The following is a 21,549-nucleotide window of genomic DNA, read 5'->3' on the forward strand; positions in this document are numbered from 1 at the left end:
AAGAATAAATTCATCAACGGCCGTTAAAACCTTTGACGGCAGGATCGCCAGCCATTTCGCCTGTCTCGCGGAGCGAGGGACCTTGTCGCGCAGCATCGGGCTTGCCCACACCATCCGTAACGATGACGGCACCTCGTCAGGTGTCTGGGGCATCTATACGCTGCAAAGCGCCTTCCAGCCGATCTTCGCCTTCAACGAGGGCAAATTGTCGGTGGTGGCGTTCGAGGGGCTGATCCGGCCGTTTCGCGACGGCGAGTCGCAATCGCCGATGAGTTTCTTCTCGACCTGTCCGGCCGGCGACCGCCTGCATATCGAGGCGCTGACGCGCACGCTGCATTTGCTCAATGCCGGCGCCTGCCTGCCGCAAGAGGCCTCGATCTTCGTCAATTTCGACCCGTCGGTGTTTACCGAACGCGCCATCGTCGACAACGCGCTGCGCGACATGCGCCTTGTGCTGCACGAGGCGGGGATCGATCCGCGCCGCATCGTGTGCGAGGTGACCGAGCAGAAGTCGGCGTCGCAGGAAACGCTTTACAGCTTCGTCGAGGCGCTGCGGGCCAATGGCTTCCGCATCGCCGTCGACGACTACGGCGCCGATGAATCCGACATCAACCGCATCAAGGAACTCAAGCCTGACATCGTCAAATTCGATGCGCACTGGATCACGCAGCTGATGGAGTCCGGCGCCGGCTTTGCCCTGTTGACCACCATGGTGGCGAACTTCGAGAAGCAAGGCATCCGCACCGTGTTCGAAGGCATCGAGGAAGGCTGGCAGCTTGAACTCGCTGAGAAATCGGGCGCCTCGATGGTGCAGGGTTTCGTGCTGGCGAGGCCGGAACTGGCGCCGACCAGCTTTCGCGTTTTCGGCAAGGAAGCACAGGCACCTGCCGCGGAGGCCGAGCCGGTCAAGGCGCCTCTCGGGCGGACCGCTGCAGTGCGGCCGGGCAGGGTGTTCGGGCGCAGGATCGGGCCATGACCGGGCAGCGCGAGCGGCGGCGTGACGTCGGAGAAGCGATCTTTGCCGACGAGGTCGGCATCGAATATGGCGTCTATGGCGCGTTCCGGCTGAAGAGCGCCTACCAGCCAATCTTTGCGCCACGCGGCGGCGCGTTGGCCGCGGTCGCCGTCGAGGCGCTGATCGAACCGCACCGCGCGGCGATGCCGGTTGCGCCGGCCGTGTTCTTCGAAAGCATCGCAGCGGGCGACCGGCTGTTCGTCGAGACGATGTGCCGGATGCTGCATCTGAGAAACTTCCGCAACATCGGCGTCGATGGGCTCGACCTGTTCTTCAACTACAACCCGATGATCAACGATCATCTCGGGCGTGCACTGGCCGAGATCCGGCTGATGACCCGGCATCTCGGCGATCTCGACCTCAATGCCGGCATGCTGGTCTGCGAGATCACCGAGCAGGCGGCCGACGATCATGTGCTGGCCCCGCTGGTGCGCGAGATGCGACGCCACGGAGTTCGCATCGCCATCGACGATTTCGGCACCGGCCATTCGACCGCGGAGCGGATGAGCCTGCTTCAACCGGATATCGTCAAGATCGACGGCGGCTGGTTCGCCGAATTCTGCCGTCACGCTGCCGCCGAGCGCTTCTTCCGGCCGCTTGTCTCGTCGCTGCACGATCGCGGCGCCAAGGTGCTGGTCGAAGGCATCGAGCAATCCGTGCATCTGCGCGTCGCGCTGGATGGTGGTGTCGACCTGCTGCAGGGGTATCACCTCGGGCGCCCGGCGCTGGCGGGTACGCTCTTCAAGCAGCAGCCGCTGTCGATCGAGGCGCTGCTGGGCACTGACAACAAGGTGGTGCCGCTGCATCTGCGGAGGTGATGGTGAGCGTCCTTCTCCCCGTTTACGGGGAGAAGATGGCGGCAGCCAGATGAGGGGCGGCGCCAGCCTTTCGTAAATTGGTCAGATGACGGACAGTCTTGCAGCGCCGGCGCTGCCCCTCATCGCCCTGCCGGGCACTTCTCCCCGTAAACGGGGAGAAGGACGCTAACCCCAGACAAACAAAAAGGCGGGATAAATCCCGCCTTCCCATTTCGGTAGCCTGATCGGGAGCTTCAAGTCCGGACTGGCAGCTATCTGCTGATCCAGCTGGTCGGGTCTTTCCGCTCCAGCGCGCTTCTCGCGCGACTGTCAGTACATCCGTGACTTGCCGTGCGCCCCGAACTCTCGTCCGGCGCGCGCACTTCGCAAAATCAGGCTGCCTTGCTCAGAGAACCAGCGGACGACTTGCCAGTGCGGCGGTCCTGCTCGATCTCGAAGTTGATCTTCTGGCCTTCGACCAGGGTCGACAGTCCAGCGCGCTCGACAGCGGAGATGTGGACGAAAACGTCCGCGCCGCCCGAATCAGGCTGAATGAAGCCGAAGCCCTTGGTGGCGTTGAACCACTTGACCGTACCAGTTGCCATATTAATAGTCCTCGCATTTGCTTTGGTTTGACCGAACCGAGGTTCAGCCGGTGTGTATCGAGATTTTGGAGATAGACGTCAGCAAACGCGAAGATCGCGAGGCCCGGATCGATCGGCCGAAATATCAATGGCCCTGATATAGGCAGGTTTTGCACCAAAAACAAGATGGCTCGAAAAAGGCGCCGCCCAAAGGCCGCCCCAATCGCATGAAAGCGTTGAGCAATCGGGAAGATCGGGACGCCCCGCGGCGTTAGTCCGGTTTTGGGAGACGACCATGAAAGCGCTAGTGAAAACCGTTCTGCTTGCCGCCTGCCTGACGTTTGCCGCCGCCGAGGCGCAAGCGATCTCGCGCTACGATCCCACCCATATGAGCTGTGACAGGGTGCAAGGCACGATCGCCCGCCAGGGCGCGGTGATCCTGCGCTACCAGTCGGCGCGGGTGCCGGGCCTGCCGCTCTTCGACCGCTATGTGCAGAGCCAGGCGTTCTGCAATTTCGGCGAGGTCAGGAAGCGCGCCTATGTGCCGAGCGCCGATACGAATTCCTGCCCGGTCTATCTCTGCAAGCGGATCGAGAACGACCATTTTCATCGCCGCTTCCTGCGCCGCCATTAAGTGGTTCGGGTTCTGATTTTTCAGAACCCGAACGACACCTGCGCCGGCGGCGGCGGGCCGACGCGCACGCCTTCCATCGCCAGCATCTTTTCCTTGGTGGCCGAGCCGCCGGGCGCCGAGAAGCCGCCGATCTTGCCGCCCGCGGCCAGGATGCGGTGGCAGGGAATGACCAGCGGCACCGGGTTGGCGCCAAGCGCTGCGCCGGTTTCGCGCGGCAGGCCGGGTTGGCCGGCGCGCTTGGCCAGTTCGCCATAGGTGGTTGTTTCGCCATAGTGGAGTTTTCGCGCCGCCTCGTAGATGGCGAGCCGGAAGTCGTCGACGCCGTCGAGATCGACCGGCACGTCGGAGAAATCGACGTCCTCTCCGGCGGCATAAGCCTTGATCGAGGCGATGAGTTCGACGACCCATTGCGGCTGCCCAATGTTGGCGGTTGTATTGCCTGAGACACCGGCGTGGCGCATCAGCCGGCGCTCCACCGCTTCGCGGCTCTTTTCGGGCAGGCAGAGCCGGATCAGGCCCTTTTCGCTCCAGGCGATGCCCATGAAGCCGATCACTGTTTCTAACACTGCGTGGCCGGCTGTGATCGAAGATGTCGTTTCCATGATGCGCTCCTTTCCGCAAAGTGGCGAAAACCGGGATACCAACCGGTACATATGCAGAACAATATGGCATCTGGGCCTAGCTCTCGCCACCCGAAAACCACCAGAGGGCCCCGATTGCTCACCAGGAATCGCTGGTGTAAGGGAATTCTTAACACCCCGACAAACCGGACCCGCGCGGCTTGCCAGCAAAATTCAACCTTACTGCGATCTGCGTGATCGTCGGTGCCGCCGCACTCAGCGGCTGCCAATCGACCGCGCAGATGAAGGCTACGCCTGCGCTGACCGAAACCGCGACCGCCGCCGGCAGCGATGCCGGCTTCACTGTGCCGCTGCCCGACACGGTTTCGGTGCTGCCGGAATCCTCAGGGGTTACCCCCGTCCAGGCGGCCGAAGCGACGCCCGCCACGCCAGCGCTCGATGCCGCCGCGCAACCGGCTGCCGCGACCGCGGCCTTTGCCGGCGCAACGCCGGCGGTGGCAGCCATGCCCGCCGCAATGACCGCCAATGCCTGGCAGGCGCCGGCACCCGCCAAGGCCGGGCAGCCAGTCGCGGCTGAGACATACACGACCGCCGGGCTTGTCATGCCCGCAACGGCGAAGGGCGGCCAGAAAGCCCTGCCCGGCGTGCAGCAGGTCGCCTACGTCGGGCCGCAGAACCCGGCTGCCCTGGTTCAGTTCCCCACCGCGCCGCTCAACCCGGCGCCGGCAGAAGAGCATGCGACCGGCATGCGCGGCAACATCGACCAGCTGATCCAGAAATATGCTGCACTCTACGAGGTGCCGGTCGATCTGGTGCGCCATGTCGTCAACCGCGAAAGCACATACAATCCCAAGGCCTACAATAACGGTCATTGGGGCCTGATGCAGATCAAGCACGCGACGGCGCGCGGCATGGGCTATGACGGGCCGGCCAAGGGCCTGTTCGATGCCGAGACCAATCTGAAATACGCGGTCAAATATCTGCGCGGCGCCTGGCTGTGTGCCGACGGCAACGCCAAGAAGGCCGACTGGCTCTACCAGACCGGCTATTATTTCGACGCCAAGCGCAAAGGCCTGCTCGAGGCCACCGGCCTCGGCGTCGACCGCAGGCGCCGCCGGCTGCAGCCCGACGCCTGAGCGCCATGCCTGAACCGCGCCCGCCGGCTCCAAACGACATCCGGCTGCGCAAGATCCTCGACGAGACACTGGTTGCACCGCACTGGCCGGACGGCTTTGTCATGCGCTGCTTCGAACATGGTGACGCGCAACCCCTGCATGCGCTTCTGACCGAGGTGTTCGACGACGGAACCGACGGCCCGTTCGACGAATGGTGGCTGCGTATCTCAAGCGATGCCGAATTCGACCCGGCGCTGTGTTTTCTGGTCATCGACACCAAGGGAAGGCTGGCGGCCGCAGCTTTGTGCTGGACAAGGGCCTTCGTGAAGGACCTCGCCGTTCACCCCGAAGCGCGCGGCAAAGGCATTGGCGAAGCGCTGATGTGGCAGGCTTTCAACGCGTTCCGCGATCGGGGCGCTGCCCATGTCGACCTCAAGACCAACACGGTCGAGAATGCCGCGGCCCTCAGGCTCTATGAGCGGCTGGGCATGATCCCCGTTGCCTGGGAAGGCTGAGGGTTTGCGCTGTTGAAAACTTTCGGTTTGTGAACTGCTTCACATAGGCCGCTGCAACCGGATGCTACTTCACCATCCATGCCTTTCGACCGATGGCGGATCGACGACTGGCAGATGTGGGAGCGGCTGCACCGGCATGTGTTCAGCCACTCCTTGGCGGGTCCCAGGCGGGGGTTTGGGGCCCGCCAGTCGTTTTTCCCTCAGATATCGGGCGCCCCTCAGATATCAGGCGCATTGCCGATCTTCTTTTTGAGATCGAGCGCCCAGGCGCGGCCCTCGTCGCCGCCCCACAGCAGCCAGGCGATATGGCCTGCCGACGGATTGTCCTCATTGCCGTAATTCTTGCCGCGCTTGTCGACCTCGTGGCGGGCGAAATAGCTGACCATGCGGCGGATGGTGGAGGGCGCAAGTTTTTCACGGTTCTTCAATTCGGTGGCGCGGGCAACGCCGATCTCGGTGCCGCCACGGCCGAATTCTCTGCGCAGCCTGAGGCCCTTGGCGGCGTTGTCGGCGACGATCTGTGGGCAACGCAGGTCGATCTCTTCGGCGTTCTGCTCGTGCATGTGTGCTCCCTGATCCCCAGAGATCTAGCTGACGGAACGAATACGGCAAGGCTGGCTCGTTTCCCGGATCAAAAATGTCGGAACCGATCGCCGTGAAACGTCCTTGGGCCGTAGAGCAATCCGCGCCGGGACGCCGGCGCAACGGCCAAGGAGACGATCATGATCAGCTTTCCCAACGAATCCGCCAGATATCGCACCGCGCGCGAAAAACTCCTGCAGAAAGAACTCGAATTGCGCCGCGCCATGGAGGCCGTGGCTGTCGCCAGACGCGCGCTGCCGCCAGGCGGGCTGGTGCCGCAGGATTATGTCTTCGACGGGCTGGATGCGGACGGAAGGCCGGCACGGATAAAGCTGTCGGACCTGTTTGCGCCGGGCAAGGATTCGCTCATCCTCTACAACATGATGTTCCCGCGCCATCCGCAGGAAACGCGCGATGTCGCGGTGAGCGGCGAAACGGCGAAGCTGGCCAGGCAGGACCAGCCGTGCCCGTCCTGCACGGCGCTGCTCGACCAGCTCGATGGCGCCGTTGGGCATCTCGAAGGCGCGGGCTTCAATTTCGCCGTGGTCGCCAAGACCGCGCTGGACAACATGGTTGCGCTCGGCCGCGACCGCGGCTGGAAGAACATCCGGCTCGTTTCTTCCGTCGGCAATACTTTCAAGCGCGACTACTACGCCGAGTCCGATGACGGCGCGCAGCTGCCGCTGATGTCGGTGTTTCACCGCGACGCCGACGGTATCAGGCATTTCTGGTCGTCCGAGCTTGGTTTTGCGCCAACGGACCCCGGCCAGGACCCCCGCGCCCTCGGGACCTGCGAGATCCTGTGGAATCTGATGGATTTCACGCCGGAAGGGCGGCCGGATTGGCATGAGCAGCTGCAGTATGGTGAGAGGTGCTGTCAGTGAGAACGCCCCGCGACGGTGCATTGGGGTGAGCTGGCCCGAAGAATGTGAACGGTCAAAAACCAGCGTTCTACGGCGCCCCCCTCTGTCCTGCCGGACATCTCCCCCACGGGTGGGGAGATTGGCAGTTTCGGCGCCTCGCTCATCCTGCAACGTTGGCGATTGGCGAAAGCCTCCGCGACATCTGATCTCCCCCCATGTGGGGGAGATGTCCGGCAGGACAGAGGGGGGCGCCGTGAGCGCCATCGCCAGCCACAGTACCCTTGACGGATCCTGTTCCTCAACTTGGCTCTGTGCCTGCGATTGGCCAGCGTTAGACTGGGTCATCCACTCAGGAGGATACCATGCCCAAGATCGACCTATCCACCGTGCCCGCCCGCAAAGGCTCCGGCTATCCCGCGCCCTTCGACGCCCCTTGCGCCAACCGCACGCGCCAGCGCCTTGGCGATGCCGGCGGGCTGACCGATTTCGGCGTCAACCTGATGACCCTCCCGCCCGGCGGATGGTCGAGCCAGCGCCACTGGCACAGCCATGAGGACGAGCTTGTCTATGTGCTGGAAGGCGAGCTGGTGCTGGTCGAGGATGGCGGCGAGACGCTGCTCAGGGCAGGCGATAGTGCTGCCTTCGCCAAGAATAGCGGCAACGGCCATCACATGATCAACCGCTCGTCGACGACGGCGCGCTACCTCGAAGTCGGCTCGCGCTCTCCAGACGATGTCATCACCTGCTCCGATATCGACATGATGAGCCCGAGTTCCGACGGGCGGTTCCTGCACAAGGACGGCATGCCGTATCCGGGGCAGGGGTGAGCGAGGCTCCTCCTTCTCCCCTTGTGGGAGAAGGTGTCGCCGCAGGCGACGGATGAGGGGTGTTCCAGCGGAGTGAGACGCTAACAATTAGCCAAACGATCGCGGCTGGATAAGCGGTATTGCCAAGCTGGAACACCCCTCATCCGTCTCGGCGCTATCGCGCCGATCCACCTTCTCCCACAAGGGGAGAAGGGAAGAACGCCGCTGGCGTTCCTCCGCCGCCACGATAGGCTCGCTCCCAAAACAAAGGGAGATCACCGTGAAAAAAGAAATCGTCGAAGTGCCGGTGCTGTCGGCGGCGGTGCGGGCGCTGGGCGTGCCGCTGTCGCTGGTGACCAAGGGGGCGGGGCTGGTTTTCGTCTCCGGCACGCCGCCGCTCGATCTCTCAACCGGCAAACTCGTCAAGGGCGACATCGAGGTGCAGACCGAGGCGTCGCTGAAGGCGTTGCGCCATTGCCTGGAAGCGGCGGGAAGCTCGCTGGAGAACGTGCTGATGGTGCGGATCTACGCCGCCAATGCCGGCTTCTACAGCGCCATCAACCGCGTCTATAGCAGGCATTTCCCCGAAAACCCGCCATCGCGAACCTTCGTGCCGGTGGCGTCGTGGCCGATGGAGTTTGATATCGAGATCGAGTGCGTGGCGGTGGAGTGATCACTCGGATCAATAGAGCCGGGTCTTGCCGTCCCGGTCGATGATCTCCTGCATTTCGGCAACGCCAAGCGCGAGCTTGCCATGTGCGACCATCGCCTGTGCAAGCGAGGGAACGCAAGACGAGTCGCGCCATGTCTCCTGGCGCCACAGGCCGGCCCGCACAATGCTCTTGGCGCAATGCAGGAAGGCCTCGCGCACCGTGACCAGAAGAACGAAGCGCGGTTCCTTTCCATTCACCGGGTAGCGGCCGAGCAGTTCGGGGGCGCGGCTGATACGGCCTTCTCCGGCAACGCGAAGCGTATCGGTGTGGCCCGGAATGAGGAAGATCAGGGCAAGCGACGGATCCGCGATGAGGTTCTCGTAACTGTCGAAACGGCCATTGCCGAGACGGTCGGGGATGGCAAGCGTCTTGCGGTCCAGCACCTCGACAAAACCGGCGGGATCCCCCTTGGGGGAGAGATCGAGCAGACCGTCCTGACCCCTGGTCGCCATGACGAGGTATGGCGACATGGAAATGAAGGTCGCGCAAATGTCGTCTATATGGTCGATGGTCTTGTTCGCCACCTTTTCGCCCACCGGGCCAACGATTTCGCGAAGCTGGGCGATGGTCGTCAGGATGTCCGGTTCAGCCTGTGCCATGGTTCGATCCCTCCCTTGATCGCCGCAATCGCTGGCGTTGCGAACGATGCTCTCACCTGAAGGGGAGCACAACTAGTCCGGAAACCGGACTGGTAGCGGGGTCTCAGGAGGCCTATACAATCTCAAGCAGTCCTTCTGGCCGTTTTCTCTCGCGGGGCAAGCCGGGTCGATATGCAGGAGCACAATAGCTACGGTCAGTACTGTCCGCTCTCGATGGCGGCGGACATCCTGTGCAACCGCTGGACCGTTCTGGTGCTGCGCCAGCTGCTCGAAGGAGCGTCCGGCTTCAACGAGATCCGGCGCGGCGTGCCGCTGATATCGCGCACGATCCTGTCGCAGAGGCTGAAAGAGTTCGAATCCTACGGTCTCGTATCCCGGGGCAGCGGCGGCGCCGGCAAGCCGGTCGACTATCGGCTGACGGAGGCGGGCAAGGCTCTCGGCGAGGTGGTGCGCGCCATCGCGGCCTGGGGACAGGAGTGGATCGATGTCGAGCCGTCGCTGGCCGATGTCGATACCGATTCCCTGATGTGGGATATCAGGCGCAACGTCCGCCGCCTGCCTGGCCTGCCCGACCGTTTCGTCGTCCGTTTCCATTTTCCCGATGCGGCGGAAGGCAAGCGGCTGCATTGGCTGGTGTTCGAACGCCAGGACGTCGACCTCTGCTACATCGACCCCGGTTTCGATATCGATGTGCAGATCGAAGCGCCCCTCAAGACCATGGTGCGCATCTGGATCGGTTCGCAGGGCCTTTCCGGTGCAATCGCCAGCGGCGAAATCCAGATCGATGGTCCCCGCAAATTCACGTCCAACGTGGCCGACTGGCTCGGCCTCGGTTCGCTGGCCGCGATACAAAAACGCCCGGCGGAACTGCGCGTGCTGCGGGCGATTGGCTAGGGATCGCCGGAGGGGCTGACGTATTGCCCGGAAGCTGTGGCACCTCGTTGCAAGACAGGTGCGCATCTACGCCGCCAATGCCGGCTTCTACAACGCCATCAACCGCGTCTATAGCAGGCACTTCGCCGAAAACCCGCCGTCGCGAACCTTCGTGCCGGTGGCGTCCTGGCCGATGGAGTTCGATATCGAGATCGAGTGCGTGGCGGTGGGGTGAGCTGGCTGGACCATGCGTCTTCGCTGGCGTTCGGCCAGTGCCGGAATAAGCTCCCTGCAAACAAAGGGAGATCGCCGTGAAAAAAGAAGTCATCGAAGTGCCGGTCATGTCGGCCAAGGTGCGGGCGCTTGGGCTACCCTGTTCGACGGCGGTAAGAGCCAATGGCTTCGTGTTCATCTCGGCGACGCCGCCGGTGGACATGGTGACCGGCGAGATGGTGCGCGGCGACATCGAAACGCAGACCGAGGCGTCGCTGAAGGCGCTGAAACACTGCCTGGAAGCGGCGGGAACCTCGCTCGACAATGTGGTGATGGTGCGCATCTACGCCGTCAATTCCGGCTTCTACAACGCCATCAACCGGGTCTACGCCAAGTACTTTTCGACCAACCCGCCGGCGCGGAGTTTTGTGCCGGTGGCGTCATGGCCGATGGAGTTCGATATCGAGATCGAGTGTGTCGCGGTGGGGTGAGGGGGTGCTTCTACCCCACGGAATAATTTCCGCTTGTCTTTGAAGTAAAGTCGTCCTCAAATCTCTCCGGGGAAAGGGAGGGCGAGTCATGAACAAATTACCGAAGAAATTCGGCGAACGGGTTGCGTCGAATCTCAAGAAGTATCAACGGATTACGCTGGCTCAGCAAAAATCTGACGTTGCAGAGGCTGATACGGTTACCTTGGTCAAGGACATCCTGGCTGATGTCTTTGGTTACGACAAATATGACGAACTGACCTCGGAACATCAGATCAAGGCTACATACTGCGATCTCGCGATCAAGATCGCAGGAAAACTTCGATTGCTTGTCGAGGTGAAATCAGCGGGCAGCAGTCTGGCTGATAATCACTTGAGGCAGGTCATAGACTATGGAGCTCACCAAGGCATTCACTGGGTGATCCTGACCAATGCGGTCGAGTGGCGGCTGGTCCGTATCTATGTGGCAAACCAGATCAGCCACGAAGAAGTTTGCCGCATCGTGCTTGCGGACATGAATCCCAAAAATGAGGATCATCTGCAATGCCTCTTCCTATTCGCCAAGGAAGGGCTGACGACCGATGCGATGGATGCGTTTCATCAGCAGGCCCAACTGTTCAACAAGTTTACGGTGTCAGCCATCATCCGGTCCGAAGCAGTGATTTCGGTGGTACGCCGGGAAATCCGGAGGCTCTTTCCAGACATCAAAGTTGGCAACGAGAATCTCTCGCAGTTGGTCGAAAATGAAGTGATCAAGCGAGACACGATCGAGGGCGATAAGGCTAAGGAAGCGGTCGCCAGAATGCGGAAGGCGATGAACAAGCTCGAAAGAGCGAAAGCCAAGGCCGTGAAAGCGGTTGTTGCGGATGTCGCGACTTGACGGCCTAGGTTCGCGCCGCCCCTCATCCGCCTGCCGGCACCTTCTCCCCGTTGAACGGGGAGAAGAGAGCTAATCGTCTAACTAAAATACTCCTGCAGCGGCCTGACCTCCAGGCTCCCCGCCTTCAGCGCCGCAATCGCCTCGGCCACAGCGGCAGCCCCCGAGAGCGTCGTGTAATACGGCACCTTCTGCATCAGCGTTGCCCGGCGCAGTGACTTCGAGTCCGACACCGCCTTCTGGCCGTCCGTCGTGTTGAAGACGATCTGGACCTGGCGGTTGCGGATGGCGTCTTCGATGTGGGGGCGGCCTTCCAGCACCTTGTTGATTTTTTGGGCGTCGACGCCGTTTTCGGCGAGGAAACGCTGCGTGCCGGATGTGGCGAGCACTTTAAAACCCTGGCCGGCGAGACGTTTCACCGCCGGCAGGATGCCGGCCTTGTCTTCGTCACGCACCGAGACGAACAGCGTGCCGGAGCGCGGCAGGTCTACGCCGGCGCCAAGCTGGCTCTTGGCGAAGGCCAGCGCAAAGTCGCGGTCGAGGCCCATGACCTCGCCGGTCGAGCGCATTTCCGGGCCGAGCAAGATGTCTACGCCGGGGAAGCGGGCGAAGGGGAAGACGGCTTCCTTGACCGCGATGTGGCCGGGATTGCGCGGATCGGGCATGGCGCCGTAATGGGCGAAGGCGTCTTCCAGTTTTTCGCCGGCCATGATGCGGGCGGCGATTTTCGCGATCGGCCGGCCGATGGTCTTGGCGACGAAGGGCACGGTGCGTGACGCGCGCGGATTGACCTCCAGCACATAGACCGTGCCGTCCTTGATCGCATACTGCACGTTCATCAGCCCGCCGACATTGAGCGCGCGGGCGAGCGCCGCCGTCTGGCGTTCCAGCTCGTCGACCAGTTCCGAAGGCAGCGAGTGGACGGGCAGCGAGCAGGCCGAGTCGCCCGAATGGATGCCGGCCTCCTCGATATGTTCGAGGATACCCGACACGAACGTGTCCTTGCCGTCGCAAAGGCAGTCGACATCGACCTCGATGGCGCCGGAGAGATAGGTGTCGAACAAAAGCGGGTTCTTGCCGAGCAGCGTGTTGATCTGGCCGGTCTTGTCGTTCGGGTATTTCTGCTTGATGTCCTCCGGCACCAGGCCGGGCACGGTGTCGAGCAGATAGCTCTGCAGCATGCCCTCGTCATGGATGATCTGCATGGCGCGGCCGCCGAGCACATAGGATGGGCGCACCACCAGCGGGAAGCCGAGCTCGCCGGCGACGAGGCGGGCCTGCTCGACCGAATAGGCGATGCCGTTCTTCGGCTGGCTGAGGTTCAGCTTGTGCAGCAGCTTCTGGAAACGGTCGCGGTCTTCGGCGAGATCGATCATGTCGGGTGACGTGCCGAGGATCGGGATGCCGGCCTTCTCCAGCGCATCCGCGAGCTTCAGCGGCGTCTGGCCGCCGAACTGGACGATGACGCCGACCAGTTCGCCCGAGGCCTGTTCGGCGCGCAGGATCTCCAGCACGTCCTCCGCCGTCAGCGGCTCGAAATAGAGCCGGTCCGAGGTGTCATAGTCGGTCGACACGGTCTCGGGGTTGCAGTTGATCATGATCGCTTCATAGCCGGCGTCGCGCAGCGCAAAGGCGGCATGGCAGCAGCAATAGTCGAACTCGATGCCCTGGCCGATGCGGTTCGGACCGCCGCCCAGGATGACAACCTTCTTGCGCGATGAGACCTGCGCCTCGTTGGCGAGCGCGCCGGCGAAGGGCACTTCGTAGGTCGAGTACATGTAGGCGGTGGGCGAGGCGAACTCGGCCGCACAGGTGTCGATGCGCTTATAAACGGGATGAACGTCGAGCTTTTCGCGAATCTTCTGAATCACTTCGGCGTCGGTCTTCGTCAGCGACGCGAGGCGGGCGTCGGAGAAGCCCATGGCCTTCAGCATGCGCAGATTGACGGCGTCCTGCGGAATACCGTGCTCGCGGATGCGGGTTTCCATGGCGAGGATGCCGGCGATCTGTTCGAGGAACCACGGGTCGATCTTGCACATGGCGTGCACGTCTTCCAGCGAGGTGCCCATGCGGATCGCCTGCGCCACCATGCGCAGCCGGTCGGGCGTCGGCGTGCCCAATGCGGCGCGGATGGCGTTGCGGTCGTCGACGTGGCTGGCGGGCGCAGTGCCATGACCAAGGCCGGGGATCTCGATCTCATCGAGGCCGGTGAGGCCAGTCTCCAGACCACGCAGCGCCTTCTGCAAAGACTCCTGAAAAGTGCGGCCGATGGCCATGACTTCGCCGACCGACTTCATGGCGGTGGTCAGCACCGGCTCGGCGCCGGGGAATTTCTCGAAGGCAAAGCGCGGGATTTTTGTGACGACGTAGTCGATCGACGGCTCGAACGAGGCGGGCGTGGCGCCGCCGGTAATGTCGTTTTCCAGCTCGTCCAGCGTGTAGCCGACGGCTAGCTTTGCGGCGATCTTGGCGATGGGGAAACCGGTCGCCTTGGAGGCCAAGGCGGAGGAGCGCGAGACGCGCGGGTTCATCTCGATGACGACGAGCCGGCCATCGGCCGGGTTGACGGCGAACTGCACGTTGGAGCCGCCGGTCTCGACGCCGATCTCACGCAGCACCGCGATCGAGGCGTTGCGCATCATCTGGTATTCTTTGTCGGTGAGCGTCAGGGCAGGGGCGACGGTGATCGAGTCGCCCGTATGCACGCCCATCGGGTCGATGTTCTCGATCGAGCAGACGATGATGCAATTGTCCGCTCTGTCGCGGACAACCTCCATCTCATACTCCTTCCAGCCGAGCACGCTTTCCTCGATCAGCACTTCGGTGGTCGGCGAGGCGTCGAGGCCGGACTGGACGATGTCGTAGAATTCGGCGCGGTTGTAGGCGATGCCGCCGCCGGTACCGCCCATGGTGAAGGACGGGCGGATAATGGCGGGCAGGCCGACATGGTCGAGCGCCTGGGCGGCAATCGCCATGCCATGGCTGATGTAGCGCTGCTTGCGGTCGCCTTCGCCGAGGTTCCAGCGGGTTTCCAGTGCATCGAGCGCGGCATCGAGATCGGCAGGCGCCTCGGCCTTAACAGTGGCGCGCTCGGCCTCATGCATCTTGCGGTCGGTGTTCTTGACGTCGGTGGCATTGGCCAGCATCGACTTCGGCGTTTCCAGCCCGATCTTCTTCATCGCCTCGCGAAACAGCGCCCGGTCCTCGGCCTTGTCGATTGCCGTGGCGTCGGCGCCGATCATCTCGACATTGTACCGCTCCAGCACGCCCATGCGGCGCAGCGACAGAGCGGTGTTGAGCGCGGTCTGGCCGCCCATGGTCGGCAGCAGCGCGTCAGGCCGTTCCTTGGCGATGATTTTGGCCACGACTTCCGGGGTGATCGGCTCGATGTAGGTGGCGTCGGCCAGTTCCGGGTCGGTCATGATGGTGGCCGGGTTGGAATTGACCAGGATGACCCTGAAGCCTTCCTCCTTCAGCGCCTTGCAGGCCTGGGTGCCGGAATAGTCGAACTCGCAGGCCTGGCCGATGACGATGGGGCCGGCCCCGATGATCAGGATCGACTTGATGTCAGTGCGTCTTGGCATCGTTATGAGTTCCGTTCGGCGAGCGGCTTGCACGAAAAACCGGGACGGGAAGACCCGGCCGGTTGTGCTTGCGATTCTGGTATCAGGCTAGGAGGGCCTTATAGGGAAGAGTTTTGGCGGATGTAACCCCGAAAATGCATGGAAGGCAGTCGGGATTGGGCAGTAGGGATTAGGCGAACTTGAAGTGCCTACTGCCTATTCCCTACTGCCTAACACCTAATCCCCGGTCGCCACGGCGTCGGTGATCTCGAAGCGCTCGGAAGCGCCAATGCGGATCATGTTCAAGCTGCCTTCGCGGGTGAAGCGGAATTCGTCGGCAGAGTCGGAGCCGGCTGGCAAGCCGCCATGGAAGTTGATGATGCGCGCGCCGCCGTCCGGCCAGGTCACGGTCACGGCGCTGTCGCCGCCGGTATGGGCGACGCTTATTTGGCACTGGGTCATCGGCTCGCCGACATGTCGCGCGCAGGGGATGCCAGGCGCGGACGGAGCAGGGGAGGGTTCGATCGCCGCGAACGCCATGCCATAGGCATCGTCCATCGCGGTCTTGCCGATCTCGGCGGCGGACTTTGGCGCGCCAGGATCCGTGACGCCGAGACGCTGCGTCAGGTCAGGCGGCGGCGCAGGTGCGGGCGGCGTCGTGGCGTCCGGGTTGGCATCAGTGGTCGTGGCGACCGTGGGCGCACCCGCCGGCTGGTCGGATTCGGGCACGGTCGCCGGATTGACCGGAACGAGATAGCGCGCCGGCGCCCAGCCGGTGGCGCTGGGATTGTCTGAAACAACCTTGCACCACGGATGTCCGTCAATGTCGTTGCAGCCGAGGTTGCGCACGCTCGCACCGGCAGCCACCCGCGCCTCGGTCTTGCCGATCGGCGATGGCTTGGCGCGGATGTTGAGCAGATCATCGGGGGCAAGCCCGGTGACGATGGAGATGAAAGGCGCCTCTTCGGCATGGGCCGGAACAACAACCGGCCACGCCGCCGTCAGCAGCGGAGCGGCAATCAGCGCATGCAAACTTGTTCGGAGCGTAATGATGCGCCTCATCATTGGCCGTGCACTGATACTCTGTACCTTTGCCGCGGCAGGTCCTGCCGAGGCGGTTTTATAAGGGACGATGCGGCGCCATGTAAGTCCAAAATGCGTCCGATGTTTGGTGCCGGGAGGCGCAGGCAAGGGGGCGGTGCAGTCACACGGAGCCTTGCCCAGAGGATTTGGGCATGAAGCCGGTTCTGAGCGCATGCGCCCACTCCGGCCGCCCCGCCTGTTCGGCCTGAATGGCCGCCGCCTCGTGGTCGTAGTCGACGGCGATGCTCTCGAAACGGTCGGGTCCGTCGCCATCCAGTGTGACGATGCCGTAGCGCGCATGCGGACTGCCTTGCTCCGAAACATGCGCCGGCGGCGTGTCGTCGTCATAGGCGGGGGCGCCGACACTGCCGGGGTTGAAGATCACGGGGCCGCCGGGAATGCGGATCAGTTCGGGGCGGTGGCTGTGGCCGCACAGCACGATGCGGCAGGCGGGGTCCAGCGGCTTCAGCCGCCGCTGAACAGCCGCAAGCGGCGCGCGCACCAGTTGGCCATCGACGATCGCGTCGAGCAGATATTTCTCGTCATGGTCGGGCCGGGCATGGAAAGCGACCACGCCGGGAATGATCTCCAGCATGAAGGGCAAAGCGAACAGGGCTTCGCGCTGCGCTGGTGTCAGCCGCTCCTGCGCGTAGCGGTCGGAAGCCCACATCGTGTCGTCGGCGGGATCGACGGCGACGCGGCGGTCATGGTTGCCGCGCACGGTCGGCAGGTCGAGCGATTCGAGCCGCTCGAACGTCTCGCGTGGCCACAGCGGGCCGGATACGCAATCGCCGAGATTGGCGGTGAGATCGGCGCCGCCGCGCCGCTCGAGATCGGCGAGCACGGCATCCAGTGCCAGCACATTGCCATGGATGTCGGCGAGAACGGCGATGCGCATGCGGCGGGCTCCCTGGTGCAGCCGCATTGGAGGCTTTGCGGCCCGTCTTCGTTATCAAGCCCCTGCCTCGGCCGGAAGCCCCTTGGCTTTCGTCGAAGCACTCCATCTGCTAGCGTCCACGCCGTTCCAGAGTTCATCTGGGGGGAGATCTGCTCAAGACAGCCTTGGAGGGACCAGGCGATGACCCGCGACCAGATGGTTGCCCATCTTCGAGCCGCCAACGACGTCGCGCGCGAGACTGCCGCGCACGGGCATCATCCGTTCGGCTGTGTGCTTGTCGGCCCAGACGATCGCATCCTGATGCGGCAAGGCAACATCAACACCGTGCGCCACGCCGAAACCGAGCTCTCCAGGCGAGCCGCGGACGCCTATCCCCCGGAATTCCTCTGGTCCTGCACGCTGGTCACCACCGGCGAGCCCTGTGCGATGTGCACCGGAACGCTCTACTGGGCCAATATCGGCCGGCTGGTCTACGGCTACGAGGAGACCAAGCTTCTTGCGCTGACTGGCGACCACGCCGAGAATCCGACGATGAACCTGTCGTCGCGCACGGTCCTCGCCTCCGGGCAGAAGCCGGTCGAGGTCCACGGTCCCTTCCCCGATATGGACGAGGAACTTCTCGCCCCGCATATCGGTTTTTGGCAGCGCTAGGACGGCAGAAACCTTACTTGCGAACCTGCCGCCTCAGGCCGGCAGTTCGATGTCGTGGCCGCCGACCATGGGCAAAGCAGGGTCGTCTCCGGCGGCGGCTATGACGCTGTCGAGCAGGCCGGGGAAGCGGGCGTCGAGATCGGCGCGGCGCAACGTGATCATGCGGTTGGTGCCGACCACTTCGGCGCGGGTGACACCGGCTTCGCGCAGTTTGGCGAGGTGATAGCTGAGATTGGTCTTGGAGCCGAGGTCGAGGAACTGGCTGCAGTTCAGCGCCAAGCCCTCCTTGCTGGCGAGATAGCGCACGATGGCGAGCCGGGTCGGGTCGCCAAGCACGCCGAGTACGATCGGCAGGCTGATCTGGTCTGTGTTGGGATGCGGCAAGGTCATGGCCCGAAACTAAGCACAGTCGGTGGCGATTTCAACGCGTCCATCTTGTCGCGCGCATGCACAGTGTTTCTCCGTTTCGCGATTGGCCCAATGGCTGTCCTGACACAGGGCTGTCAGCAGGCTTCAGCTATTTTCGTCTGGCTTCATTGACATCATGCCCTGTTATGTCCAATTGTTCAATAACTTTTGAACTAAGGACATTGCAATGGACAAGCGCCTCTTCTGGCTTGCGCTCGGATCGTTCACGATCTCGACCGAAGGCTTCGTCATTTCCAGTCTTTTGCCCGATATCGCCGGCGATGCCGGCATCTCCATTCCGCTCGCCGGCACGCTGATCACCGCCTTCGCGCTCGCCTATGCGATCGGCACGCCGATCCTGGCGACGCTGACCGGCGAATGGGACCGGCGTCGCGTCATCCTGTGGACGCTGGTGTTCTTCGTCGTTGGTAATGTTGCTGCCGCGCTGAGCTCGTCCTTCGAACTGCTGCTCATTGCCCGCATCATCATGGCGCTGTCGTCGGGCCTGTTCGCGGCGACCGCGCAAGGCACGGCGGTGGCGCTGGTCGATGACCATCACCGCGCCCGCGCCATTGCCGTCGTCGTTGGCGGCACCACCGTGGCGGTTGCGCTTGGCGCGCCGCTCGGCGCGCTGGTCGCCACGATTGCCGGCTGGCGCGGCACTTTCTTTGCCATTGCCGGGCTCGGCGCGCTGGTTGGCGCCATCCTGTGGTACCGGCTGCCGCGCGGCATTGTCGGCACCAGGCTGCCGCTGCGGCGCCGTCTCGCCGCGGCGCTGCGCCCCGGCGTCATGCCGATCCTCTTTACGACAGCTCTCGCTCTGATCGGTGCCTTCTCGGTCTTTTCCTATATCGCACCGCTCGCCATCCAGAGCGGCGGCCTGAGCCCGATCGCGCTGCCGGGCATGCTGCTCGCCTTCGGCGTCGGCGCCGTCATCGGCAACATTGCCGGCGGCCAGGCGGCCGACCGGTTCGGCGCGACGCGAACCGTCGGCTGGTCGCTGGCGCTGAGTGCGGCGATGCTGGTCATGCTCTCGGTCGTCCCAACCTTCCTGCCGCAGCACATTGCCGGGCCGGTGCTGGTGGCCATGATGGTGCCGTGGGGCATGGTCGGCTGGGCGTTCCCGCCGGCGCAGGCCAGCCGCATCATCAAGCTGGCGCCCGACGCAGCGCCCATCGTGCTGTCGCTCAACGCCTCGGCGCTCTATCTCGGCGTGGCGCTGGGCGCGGTGGTCGGTGGTGCGGTGCTGCGCTACGGCGTGCCGGCCGATCTCGGCCTCATCGCCGCAATCTTCCCGCTGATCGGGCTTGGCGTGGTGCTGGCCGGCCGCTGGGCGGCCCGCCCGGTCGCCGTGCCGGCAGAGTAGACCTGCCTGTAGAACCTTACTGACGGCCGCTCTTTCAGTCCTGAAGAGCGGCCGTTGGTACTTCGTAGTCCAGCGCCGCGACTTCATCGAGCATTACGCGTAGCTCTGCCGCCCGGTCCTTGCCGACCATGGCCTCAAAACGCTGCTGGGCAATGCTCCACAATTTCGTCGCCTCTTCGAGTTTTGCCAGGCCCTGGCTTGTCAGCCGCACCCGCTTGATGCGGCGATCGTCCTTGTCGGCGAAGGTCTCGATGTAGCCGTCGCGGATCAGCGGCTTCAGCGTGTGGCCGAGCGCCGACAGATCCATGACCATCTCTTCGGCAATGGTGCCCATCGCCGGCTCGCGGCCGACATAGATCTGGTAGAGCAGGCCGTATTGCGTGCCCTTCAGGCCAGAAGGCGCGATCACATCGTCATAGAAGCGGCTGAGCTTGCGCGCGGCGCGCCGCAGCGTGGCGTTGTTGCAGGGGCTGAATCCCGGCATCGCAGTCTTGTTCATCATGACTCCTTGGCCGGCAAAAGCGTCTGCCGGCCTGCCGCAGAAATAGTTTCTGCCGTCGCCGTTGACAAGATAGTGGCATATACCTATTTCCCAGATAGTGGTATATGCCACTAATTGGAAATCAGGCGGCGAGAGCGGGGACATCCCGTCTCGCCGGGCAGCTAAAAGGAACAGGACAATGAGTGGACAGGACAACAAGGGCACGGCAGTCATCACCGGCGCATCGGCGGGCATCGGCGCGGTCTATGCAGACCGGCTGGCAGGGCAGGGCTACGATCTGGTGCTGGTGGCGCGGCGCGCCGACCGGCTCGAAGAACTGGCTGAGAAGCTGCGCTATGCCTACAAGCGCAAGGTCAGCGTGATTGCCGCCGATCTCGCCGACGACAATGATGTGCGCCGCGTCGAACAGGCGATCGCCGCCGACGACAGCGTGACGCTGCTGATCAACAATGCCGGCATCGGCGGCCAGGCCGTGGTGGCTACCGCAGACGCCGATGAGGCCGAGCGCATGATCAAGGTCAATGTCATTGCCTTGACCCGCCTGACCCGCGCCGTGCTGCCGGGGCTTCTGGCGCGTAACCGCGGCGCCATCGTCAACATCGCTTCGGTGCTCGCCTATGAGACTTCGTTCGGCGGCATCTACAGCGGCACCAAGGCCTATGTCGTCAACTTCACCGAGGGCCTGCAGCGCGAAGTCGCCAGCACCAATGTGAAGGTACAGGCGGTGCTGCCGGGCGCGACCCGCACCGATTTCTGGGAGCTCGCCGGCAGCGACATCGACCAGCTGCCGAAGGAAATCATCATGAGCGCCGACGATATGGTCGATGCCGCGCTCGTTGGTCTCTCCAGGGGCGAAGCCGTCACCGTGCCGGCGCTTGCCGATGCGGCCAAGCTCGACACTTTCCTCGGCGCACGCCAGGCTTTCTACGGCAGCCTGCACGCCGACAAGCCGGCGGCGCGTTACGCGGCTTGAGGATGGCTGGTTCGCTTGCGCGAACCAGGACCCCCACCAAAAAGACCCCCACCCCGACCCGCTATGCGGGTCGACCCTCCCCACAAGGGGGAGGGTGGGGCGCGCTTCGTTCACTTGAAGCGTGAAAGGGTACGCTCCCTACCTCCCCCTTGTGGGGAGGTCGGACCGAAGGTCCGGGTGGGGGTACTGGCGCGAACTTCTACGTCAAAGCCCCCCGCCACATCGGAATGATCGACGCAGCCAGCACCAGCGCCAGCACGATGTTGAGCGCGCGCCATTGCCATTCGGTCCTGAGCAGACGTGCCAGCACCATGCCGGCCACGCACCAGATGGACAACATCACGGCGGCAGCGAGGCCAAAGGTCGAGCCGAGAAGCAGTGCGAGTTGTCCCGGTCCGTCGGCAAGTGCTGCGAACGATGCCGCGGCACCCAGGCCCATCGCCCAGCCCTTGGGATTCAGCCATTGGATGCCGGCGCCGCTGAGGAAACTGGTGGGCTTGGCCATCGTGACATCGAGATTGGGCGGCCCGGCGCGGCCGATCTTGATCGCCAGCCAGACAAGATAGAGCGAGCCGACAAGTTTCATCGCCAGCTGTAGCGACGGCACGGCGAGCAGCAGTCCGGCGAGCCCGGCGGCCGCGGCTCCCGTTACTGTGGCAAGACCGGTGGCGCTGCCCGTCATCAGCGGGACGGAACGGCGGAAGCCGAATTGCGCACCGGAGGCCGTCGACAGCGTGGTGGCAATGCCAGGCGTGCCGGTGGCGATGATTGCGAAAACGACAAGGGGAATGATGGGCTCGAGCATACGGGCTTCCTCGGTGAGGGCTCCCATCGTAGTGGCGTGCCTACT

At 63.6% G+C, this 21,549-nt stretch carries 24 protein-coding genes and 1 pseudogene; 15 read left to right on the forward strand and 10 right to left on the reverse strand.

From position 1 onward, the window contains the following. Positions 1 to 82: 82 nt before the first annotated feature. Positions 83 to 976, forward strand: coding sequence for an EAL domain-containing protein (locus tag AC1DYJ_RS26050; RefSeq protein WP_477285103.1), 894 nt, complete (start codon positions 83 to 85; stop codon positions 974 to 976). Then, entirely contained in the window at positions 973 to 1,833 is an 861-nt protein-coding gene (locus AC1DYJ_RS26055; RefSeq protein ID WP_477285101.1) for an EAL domain-containing protein, read from the forward strand. The genes AC1DYJ_RS26050 and AC1DYJ_RS26055 overlap by 4 nt, the downstream gene beginning before the upstream one ends. Before the next feature lie 371 nt (positions 1,834 to 2,204). Here the strand turns inward: AC1DYJ_RS26055 and AC1DYJ_RS26060 are convergent, their stop codons facing one another. Next, entirely contained in the window at positions 2,205 to 2,417 is a 213-nt protein-coding gene (locus AC1DYJ_RS26060) for a cold-shock protein (protein WP_015316174.1), read from the reverse strand. Between the two features lie 286 nt (positions 2,418 to 2,703). Between AC1DYJ_RS26060 and AC1DYJ_RS26065 the strand changes: the two genes are divergently transcribed. Continuing rightward, complete coding sequence (locus AC1DYJ_RS26065) at positions 2,704 to 3,030, forward strand: hypothetical protein (protein WP_477285537.1); 327 nt, start codon at positions 2,704 to 2,706, stop codon at positions 3,028 to 3,030. A 20-nt stretch (positions 3,031 to 3,050) separates the two neighbouring features. On the opposite strand, the gene AC1DYJ_RS26070 is transcribed toward AC1DYJ_RS26065, so the two are convergent. After that, positions 3,051 to 3,632, reverse strand: a complete 582-nt coding sequence (locus AC1DYJ_RS26070; RefSeq protein ID WP_477285099.1) for a methylated-DNA--[protein]-cysteine S-methyltransferase — start codon at positions 3,630 to 3,632, stop codon at positions 3,051 to 3,053. A gap of 179 nt (positions 3,633 to 3,811) precedes the next feature. Between AC1DYJ_RS26070 and AC1DYJ_RS26075 the strand changes: the two genes are divergently transcribed. Both AC1DYJ_RS26075 and AC1DYJ_RS26080 read left to right on the forward strand, forming a co-directional pair. After that, positions 3,812 to 4,747, forward strand: a complete 936-nt coding sequence (locus AC1DYJ_RS26075; protein ID WP_477285097.1) for a transglycosylase SLT domain-containing protein — start codon at positions 3,812 to 3,814, stop codon at positions 4,745 to 4,747. Positions 4,748 to 4,752: 5 nt separating this feature from the next. Further along, positions 4,753 to 5,241 (forward strand): GNAT family N-acetyltransferase, encoded by a 489-nt coding sequence (locus tag AC1DYJ_RS26080; protein WP_477285095.1) that lies wholly within the window; start codon positions 4,753 to 4,755, stop codon positions 5,239 to 5,241. 218 nt (positions 5,242 to 5,459) lie between these two features. Here the strand turns inward: AC1DYJ_RS26080 and AC1DYJ_RS26085 are convergent, their stop codons facing one another. Next, positions 5,460 to 5,804, reverse strand: a complete 345-nt coding sequence (locus AC1DYJ_RS26085; protein ID WP_477285094.1) for a hypothetical protein — start codon at positions 5,802 to 5,804, stop codon at positions 5,460 to 5,462. Between the two features lie 159 nt (positions 5,805 to 5,963). Here AC1DYJ_RS26085 and AC1DYJ_RS26090 point away from each other — a divergent pair, with 159 nt between their 5' ends. From AC1DYJ_RS26090 to AC1DYJ_RS26100, 3 genes are all read left to right on the forward strand, one after another. Continuing rightward, complete coding sequence (locus tag AC1DYJ_RS26090; RefSeq protein ID WP_477285093.1) at positions 5,964 to 6,707, forward strand: DUF899 family protein; 744 nt, start codon at positions 5,964 to 5,966, stop codon at positions 6,705 to 6,707. 341 nt (positions 6,708 to 7,048) lie between these two features. After that, on the forward strand, positions 7,049 to 7,513 hold the full coding sequence (locus AC1DYJ_RS26095; protein ID WP_477285091.1) for a cupin domain-containing protein: 465 nt from the start codon (positions 7,049 to 7,051) through the stop codon (positions 7,511 to 7,513). A 259-nt stretch (positions 7,514 to 7,772) separates the two neighbouring features. Then, the gene (locus AC1DYJ_RS26100; RefSeq protein ID WP_477285089.1) at positions 7,773 to 8,165 is read left to right on the forward strand and encodes a RidA family protein; all 393 of its coding nucleotides are present in this window, start codon (positions 7,773 to 7,775) and stop codon (positions 8,163 to 8,165) included. A gap of 9 nt (positions 8,166 to 8,174) precedes the next feature. Here AC1DYJ_RS26100 and AC1DYJ_RS26105 read toward each other — a convergent pair whose 3' ends face one another. After that, positions 8,175 to 8,804, reverse strand: a complete 630-nt coding sequence (locus tag AC1DYJ_RS26105; protein ID WP_477285087.1) for an MSMEG_1061 family FMN-dependent PPOX-type flavoprotein — start codon at positions 8,802 to 8,804, stop codon at positions 8,175 to 8,177. Positions 8,805 to 8,975: 171 nt separating this feature from the next. On the opposite strand from AC1DYJ_RS26105, the gene AC1DYJ_RS26110 reads away from it, so the two are divergent. The 4 genes and pseudogenes from AC1DYJ_RS26110 (at position 8,976) to AC1DYJ_RS26125 (ending at position 11,258) form a co-directional block, all read left to right on the forward strand. After that, a complete protein-coding gene (locus AC1DYJ_RS26110; protein WP_477285085.1) occupies positions 8,976 to 9,698 on the forward strand; it encodes a winged helix-turn-helix transcriptional regulator in 723 nt (240 codons plus the stop codon). A gap of 58 nt (positions 9,699 to 9,756) precedes the next feature. Continuing rightward, positions 9,757 to 9,912 (forward strand): annotated as a pseudogene (locus tag AC1DYJ_RS26115) (RidA family protein); the annotation flags it as partial. Positions 9,913 to 9,988: 76 nt separating this feature from the next. Then, positions 9,989 to 10,381, forward strand: a complete 393-nt coding sequence (locus tag AC1DYJ_RS26120; RefSeq protein ID WP_477285083.1) for a RidA family protein — start codon at positions 9,989 to 9,991, stop codon at positions 10,379 to 10,381. An 88-nt stretch (positions 10,382 to 10,469) separates the two neighbouring features. Beyond that, positions 10,470 to 11,258, forward strand: coding sequence for a hypothetical protein (locus tag AC1DYJ_RS26125; protein ID WP_477285081.1), 789 nt, complete (start codon positions 10,470 to 10,472; stop codon positions 11,256 to 11,258). Positions 11,259 to 11,335: 77 nt separating this feature from the next. Here the strand turns inward: AC1DYJ_RS26125 and carB are convergent, their stop codons facing one another. The 3 genes from carB to AC1DYJ_RS26140 form a co-directional block, all read right to left on the reverse strand. Continuing rightward, on the reverse strand, positions 11,336 to 14,839 hold the full coding sequence (carB, locus tag AC1DYJ_RS26130; protein WP_477285079.1) for a carbamoyl-phosphate synthase large subunit: 3,504 nt from the start codon (positions 14,837 to 14,839) through the stop codon (positions 11,336 to 11,338). Positions 14,840 to 15,055: 216 nt separating this feature from the next. Then, positions 15,056 to 15,883: an SH3 domain-containing protein gene (locus AC1DYJ_RS26135; protein WP_477285077.1), complete on the reverse strand. Its 828-nt coding sequence runs from the start codon at positions 15,881 to 15,883 to the stop codon at positions 15,056 to 15,058. 139 nt (positions 15,884 to 16,022) lie between these two features. After that, positions 16,023 to 16,799 (reverse strand): metallophosphoesterase family protein, encoded by a 777-nt coding sequence (locus AC1DYJ_RS26140; RefSeq protein WP_477285075.1) that lies wholly within the window; start codon positions 16,797 to 16,799, stop codon positions 16,023 to 16,025. A gap of 180 nt (positions 16,800 to 16,979) precedes the next feature. Between AC1DYJ_RS26140 and AC1DYJ_RS26145 the strand changes: the two genes are divergently transcribed. After that, positions 16,980 to 17,450: a nucleoside deaminase gene (locus tag AC1DYJ_RS26145; protein ID WP_477285073.1), complete on the forward strand. Its 471-nt coding sequence runs from the start codon at positions 16,980 to 16,982 to the stop codon at positions 17,448 to 17,450. Positions 17,451 to 17,483: 33 nt separating this feature from the next. Here the strand turns inward: AC1DYJ_RS26145 and AC1DYJ_RS26150 are convergent, their stop codons facing one another. After that, positions 17,484 to 17,840, reverse strand: coding sequence for an ArsR/SmtB family transcription factor (locus AC1DYJ_RS26150; RefSeq protein WP_477285071.1), 357 nt, complete (start codon positions 17,838 to 17,840; stop codon positions 17,484 to 17,486). Between the two features lie 205 nt (positions 17,841 to 18,045). Here AC1DYJ_RS26150 and AC1DYJ_RS26155 point away from each other — a divergent pair, with 205 nt between their 5' ends. After that, on the forward strand, positions 18,046 to 19,224 hold the full coding sequence (locus AC1DYJ_RS26155; protein WP_477285069.1) for an MFS transporter: 1,179 nt from the start codon (positions 18,046 to 18,048) through the stop codon (positions 19,222 to 19,224). 34 nt (positions 19,225 to 19,258) lie between these two features. Here AC1DYJ_RS26155 and AC1DYJ_RS26160 read toward each other — a convergent pair whose 3' ends face one another. After that, entirely contained in the window at positions 19,259 to 19,723 is a 465-nt protein-coding gene (locus AC1DYJ_RS26160) for a MarR family winged helix-turn-helix transcriptional regulator (protein ID WP_477285067.1), read from the reverse strand. A 181-nt stretch (positions 19,724 to 19,904) separates the two neighbouring features. Between AC1DYJ_RS26160 and AC1DYJ_RS26165 the strand changes: the two genes are divergently transcribed. Beyond that, positions 19,905 to 20,699 (forward strand): SDR family NAD(P)-dependent oxidoreductase, encoded by a 795-nt coding sequence (locus AC1DYJ_RS26165; RefSeq protein ID WP_477285066.1) that lies wholly within the window; start codon positions 19,905 to 19,907, stop codon positions 20,697 to 20,699. A 199-nt stretch (positions 20,700 to 20,898) separates the two neighbouring features. Here the strand turns inward: AC1DYJ_RS26165 and AC1DYJ_RS26170 are convergent, their stop codons facing one another. Then, positions 20,899 to 21,504 (reverse strand): LysE family translocator, encoded by a 606-nt coding sequence (locus AC1DYJ_RS26170; protein ID WP_477285064.1) that lies wholly within the window; start codon positions 21,502 to 21,504, stop codon positions 20,899 to 20,901. Between the last annotated feature and the right edge of the window lie 45 nt (positions 21,505 to 21,549).

The organism is Mesorhizobium sp. P2_B11, from assembly GCF_056404855.1.

Excerpts from the sequence above, each read along its gene's own strand:
- AC1DYJ_RS26055 (WP_477285101.1), top strand. The coding sequence starts at position 973 with ATGACCGGGCAGCGCGAGCGGCGGCGTGACGTCGGAGAAGCGATCTTT.
- AC1DYJ_RS26060 (WP_015316174.1), bottom strand. The coding sequence starts at position 2,417 with ATGGCAACTGGTACGGTCAAGTGGTTCAACGCCACCAAGGGCTTCGGC.
- AC1DYJ_RS26070 (WP_477285099.1), bottom strand. The coding sequence starts at position 3,632 with ATGGAAACGACATCTTCGATCACAGCCGGCCACGCAGTGTTAGAAACA.
- AC1DYJ_RS26080 (WP_477285095.1), top strand. The coding sequence starts at position 4,753 with ATGCCTGAACCGCGCCCGCCGGCTCCAAACGACATCCGGCTGCGCAAG.
- AC1DYJ_RS26085 (WP_477285094.1), bottom strand. The coding sequence starts at position 5,804 with ATGCACGAGCAGAACGCCGAAGAGATCGACCTGCGTTGCCCACAGATC.
- AC1DYJ_RS26090 (WP_477285093.1), top strand. The coding sequence starts at position 5,964 with ATGATCAGCTTTCCCAACGAATCCGCCAGATATCGCACCGCGCGCGAA.
- AC1DYJ_RS26095 (WP_477285091.1), top strand. The coding sequence starts at position 7,049 with ATGCCCAAGATCGACCTATCCACCGTGCCCGCCCGCAAAGGCTCCGGC.
- AC1DYJ_RS26105 (WP_477285087.1), bottom strand. The coding sequence starts at position 8,804 with ATGGCACAGGCTGAACCGGACATCCTGACGACCATCGCCCAGCTTCGC.
- AC1DYJ_RS26110 (WP_477285085.1), top strand. The coding sequence starts at position 8,976 with ATGCAGGAGCACAATAGCTACGGTCAGTACTGTCCGCTCTCGATGGCG.
- AC1DYJ_RS26125 (WP_477285081.1), top strand. The coding sequence starts at position 10,470 with ATGAACAAATTACCGAAGAAATTCGGCGAACGGGTTGCGTCGAATCTC.
- carB (WP_477285079.1), bottom strand. The coding sequence starts at position 14,839 with ATGCCAAGACGCACTGACATCAAGTCGATCCTGATCATCGGGGCCGGC.
- AC1DYJ_RS26135 (WP_477285077.1), bottom strand. The coding sequence starts at position 15,883 with ATGATGAGGCGCATCATTACGCTCCGAACAAGTTTGCATGCGCTGATT.
- AC1DYJ_RS26140 (WP_477285075.1), bottom strand. The coding sequence starts at position 16,799 with ATGCGCATCGCCGTTCTCGCCGACATCCATGGCAATGTGCTGGCACTG.
- AC1DYJ_RS26145 (WP_477285073.1), top strand. The coding sequence starts at position 16,980 with ATGACCCGCGACCAGATGGTTGCCCATCTTCGAGCCGCCAACGACGTC.
- AC1DYJ_RS26150 (WP_477285071.1), bottom strand. The coding sequence starts at position 17,840 with ATGACCTTGCCGCATCCCAACACAGACCAGATCAGCCTGCCGATCGTA.
- AC1DYJ_RS26155 (WP_477285069.1), top strand. The coding sequence starts at position 18,046 with ATGGACAAGCGCCTCTTCTGGCTTGCGCTCGGATCGTTCACGATCTCG.
- AC1DYJ_RS26160 (WP_477285067.1), bottom strand. The coding sequence starts at position 19,723 with ATGAACAAGACTGCGATGCCGGGATTCAGCCCCTGCAACAACGCCACG.
- AC1DYJ_RS26165 (WP_477285066.1), top strand. The coding sequence starts at position 19,905 with ATGAGTGGACAGGACAACAAGGGCACGGCAGTCATCACCGGCGCATCG.
- AC1DYJ_RS26170 (WP_477285064.1), bottom strand. The coding sequence starts at position 21,504 with ATGCTCGAGCCCATCATTCCCCTTGTCGTTTTCGCAATCATCGCCACC.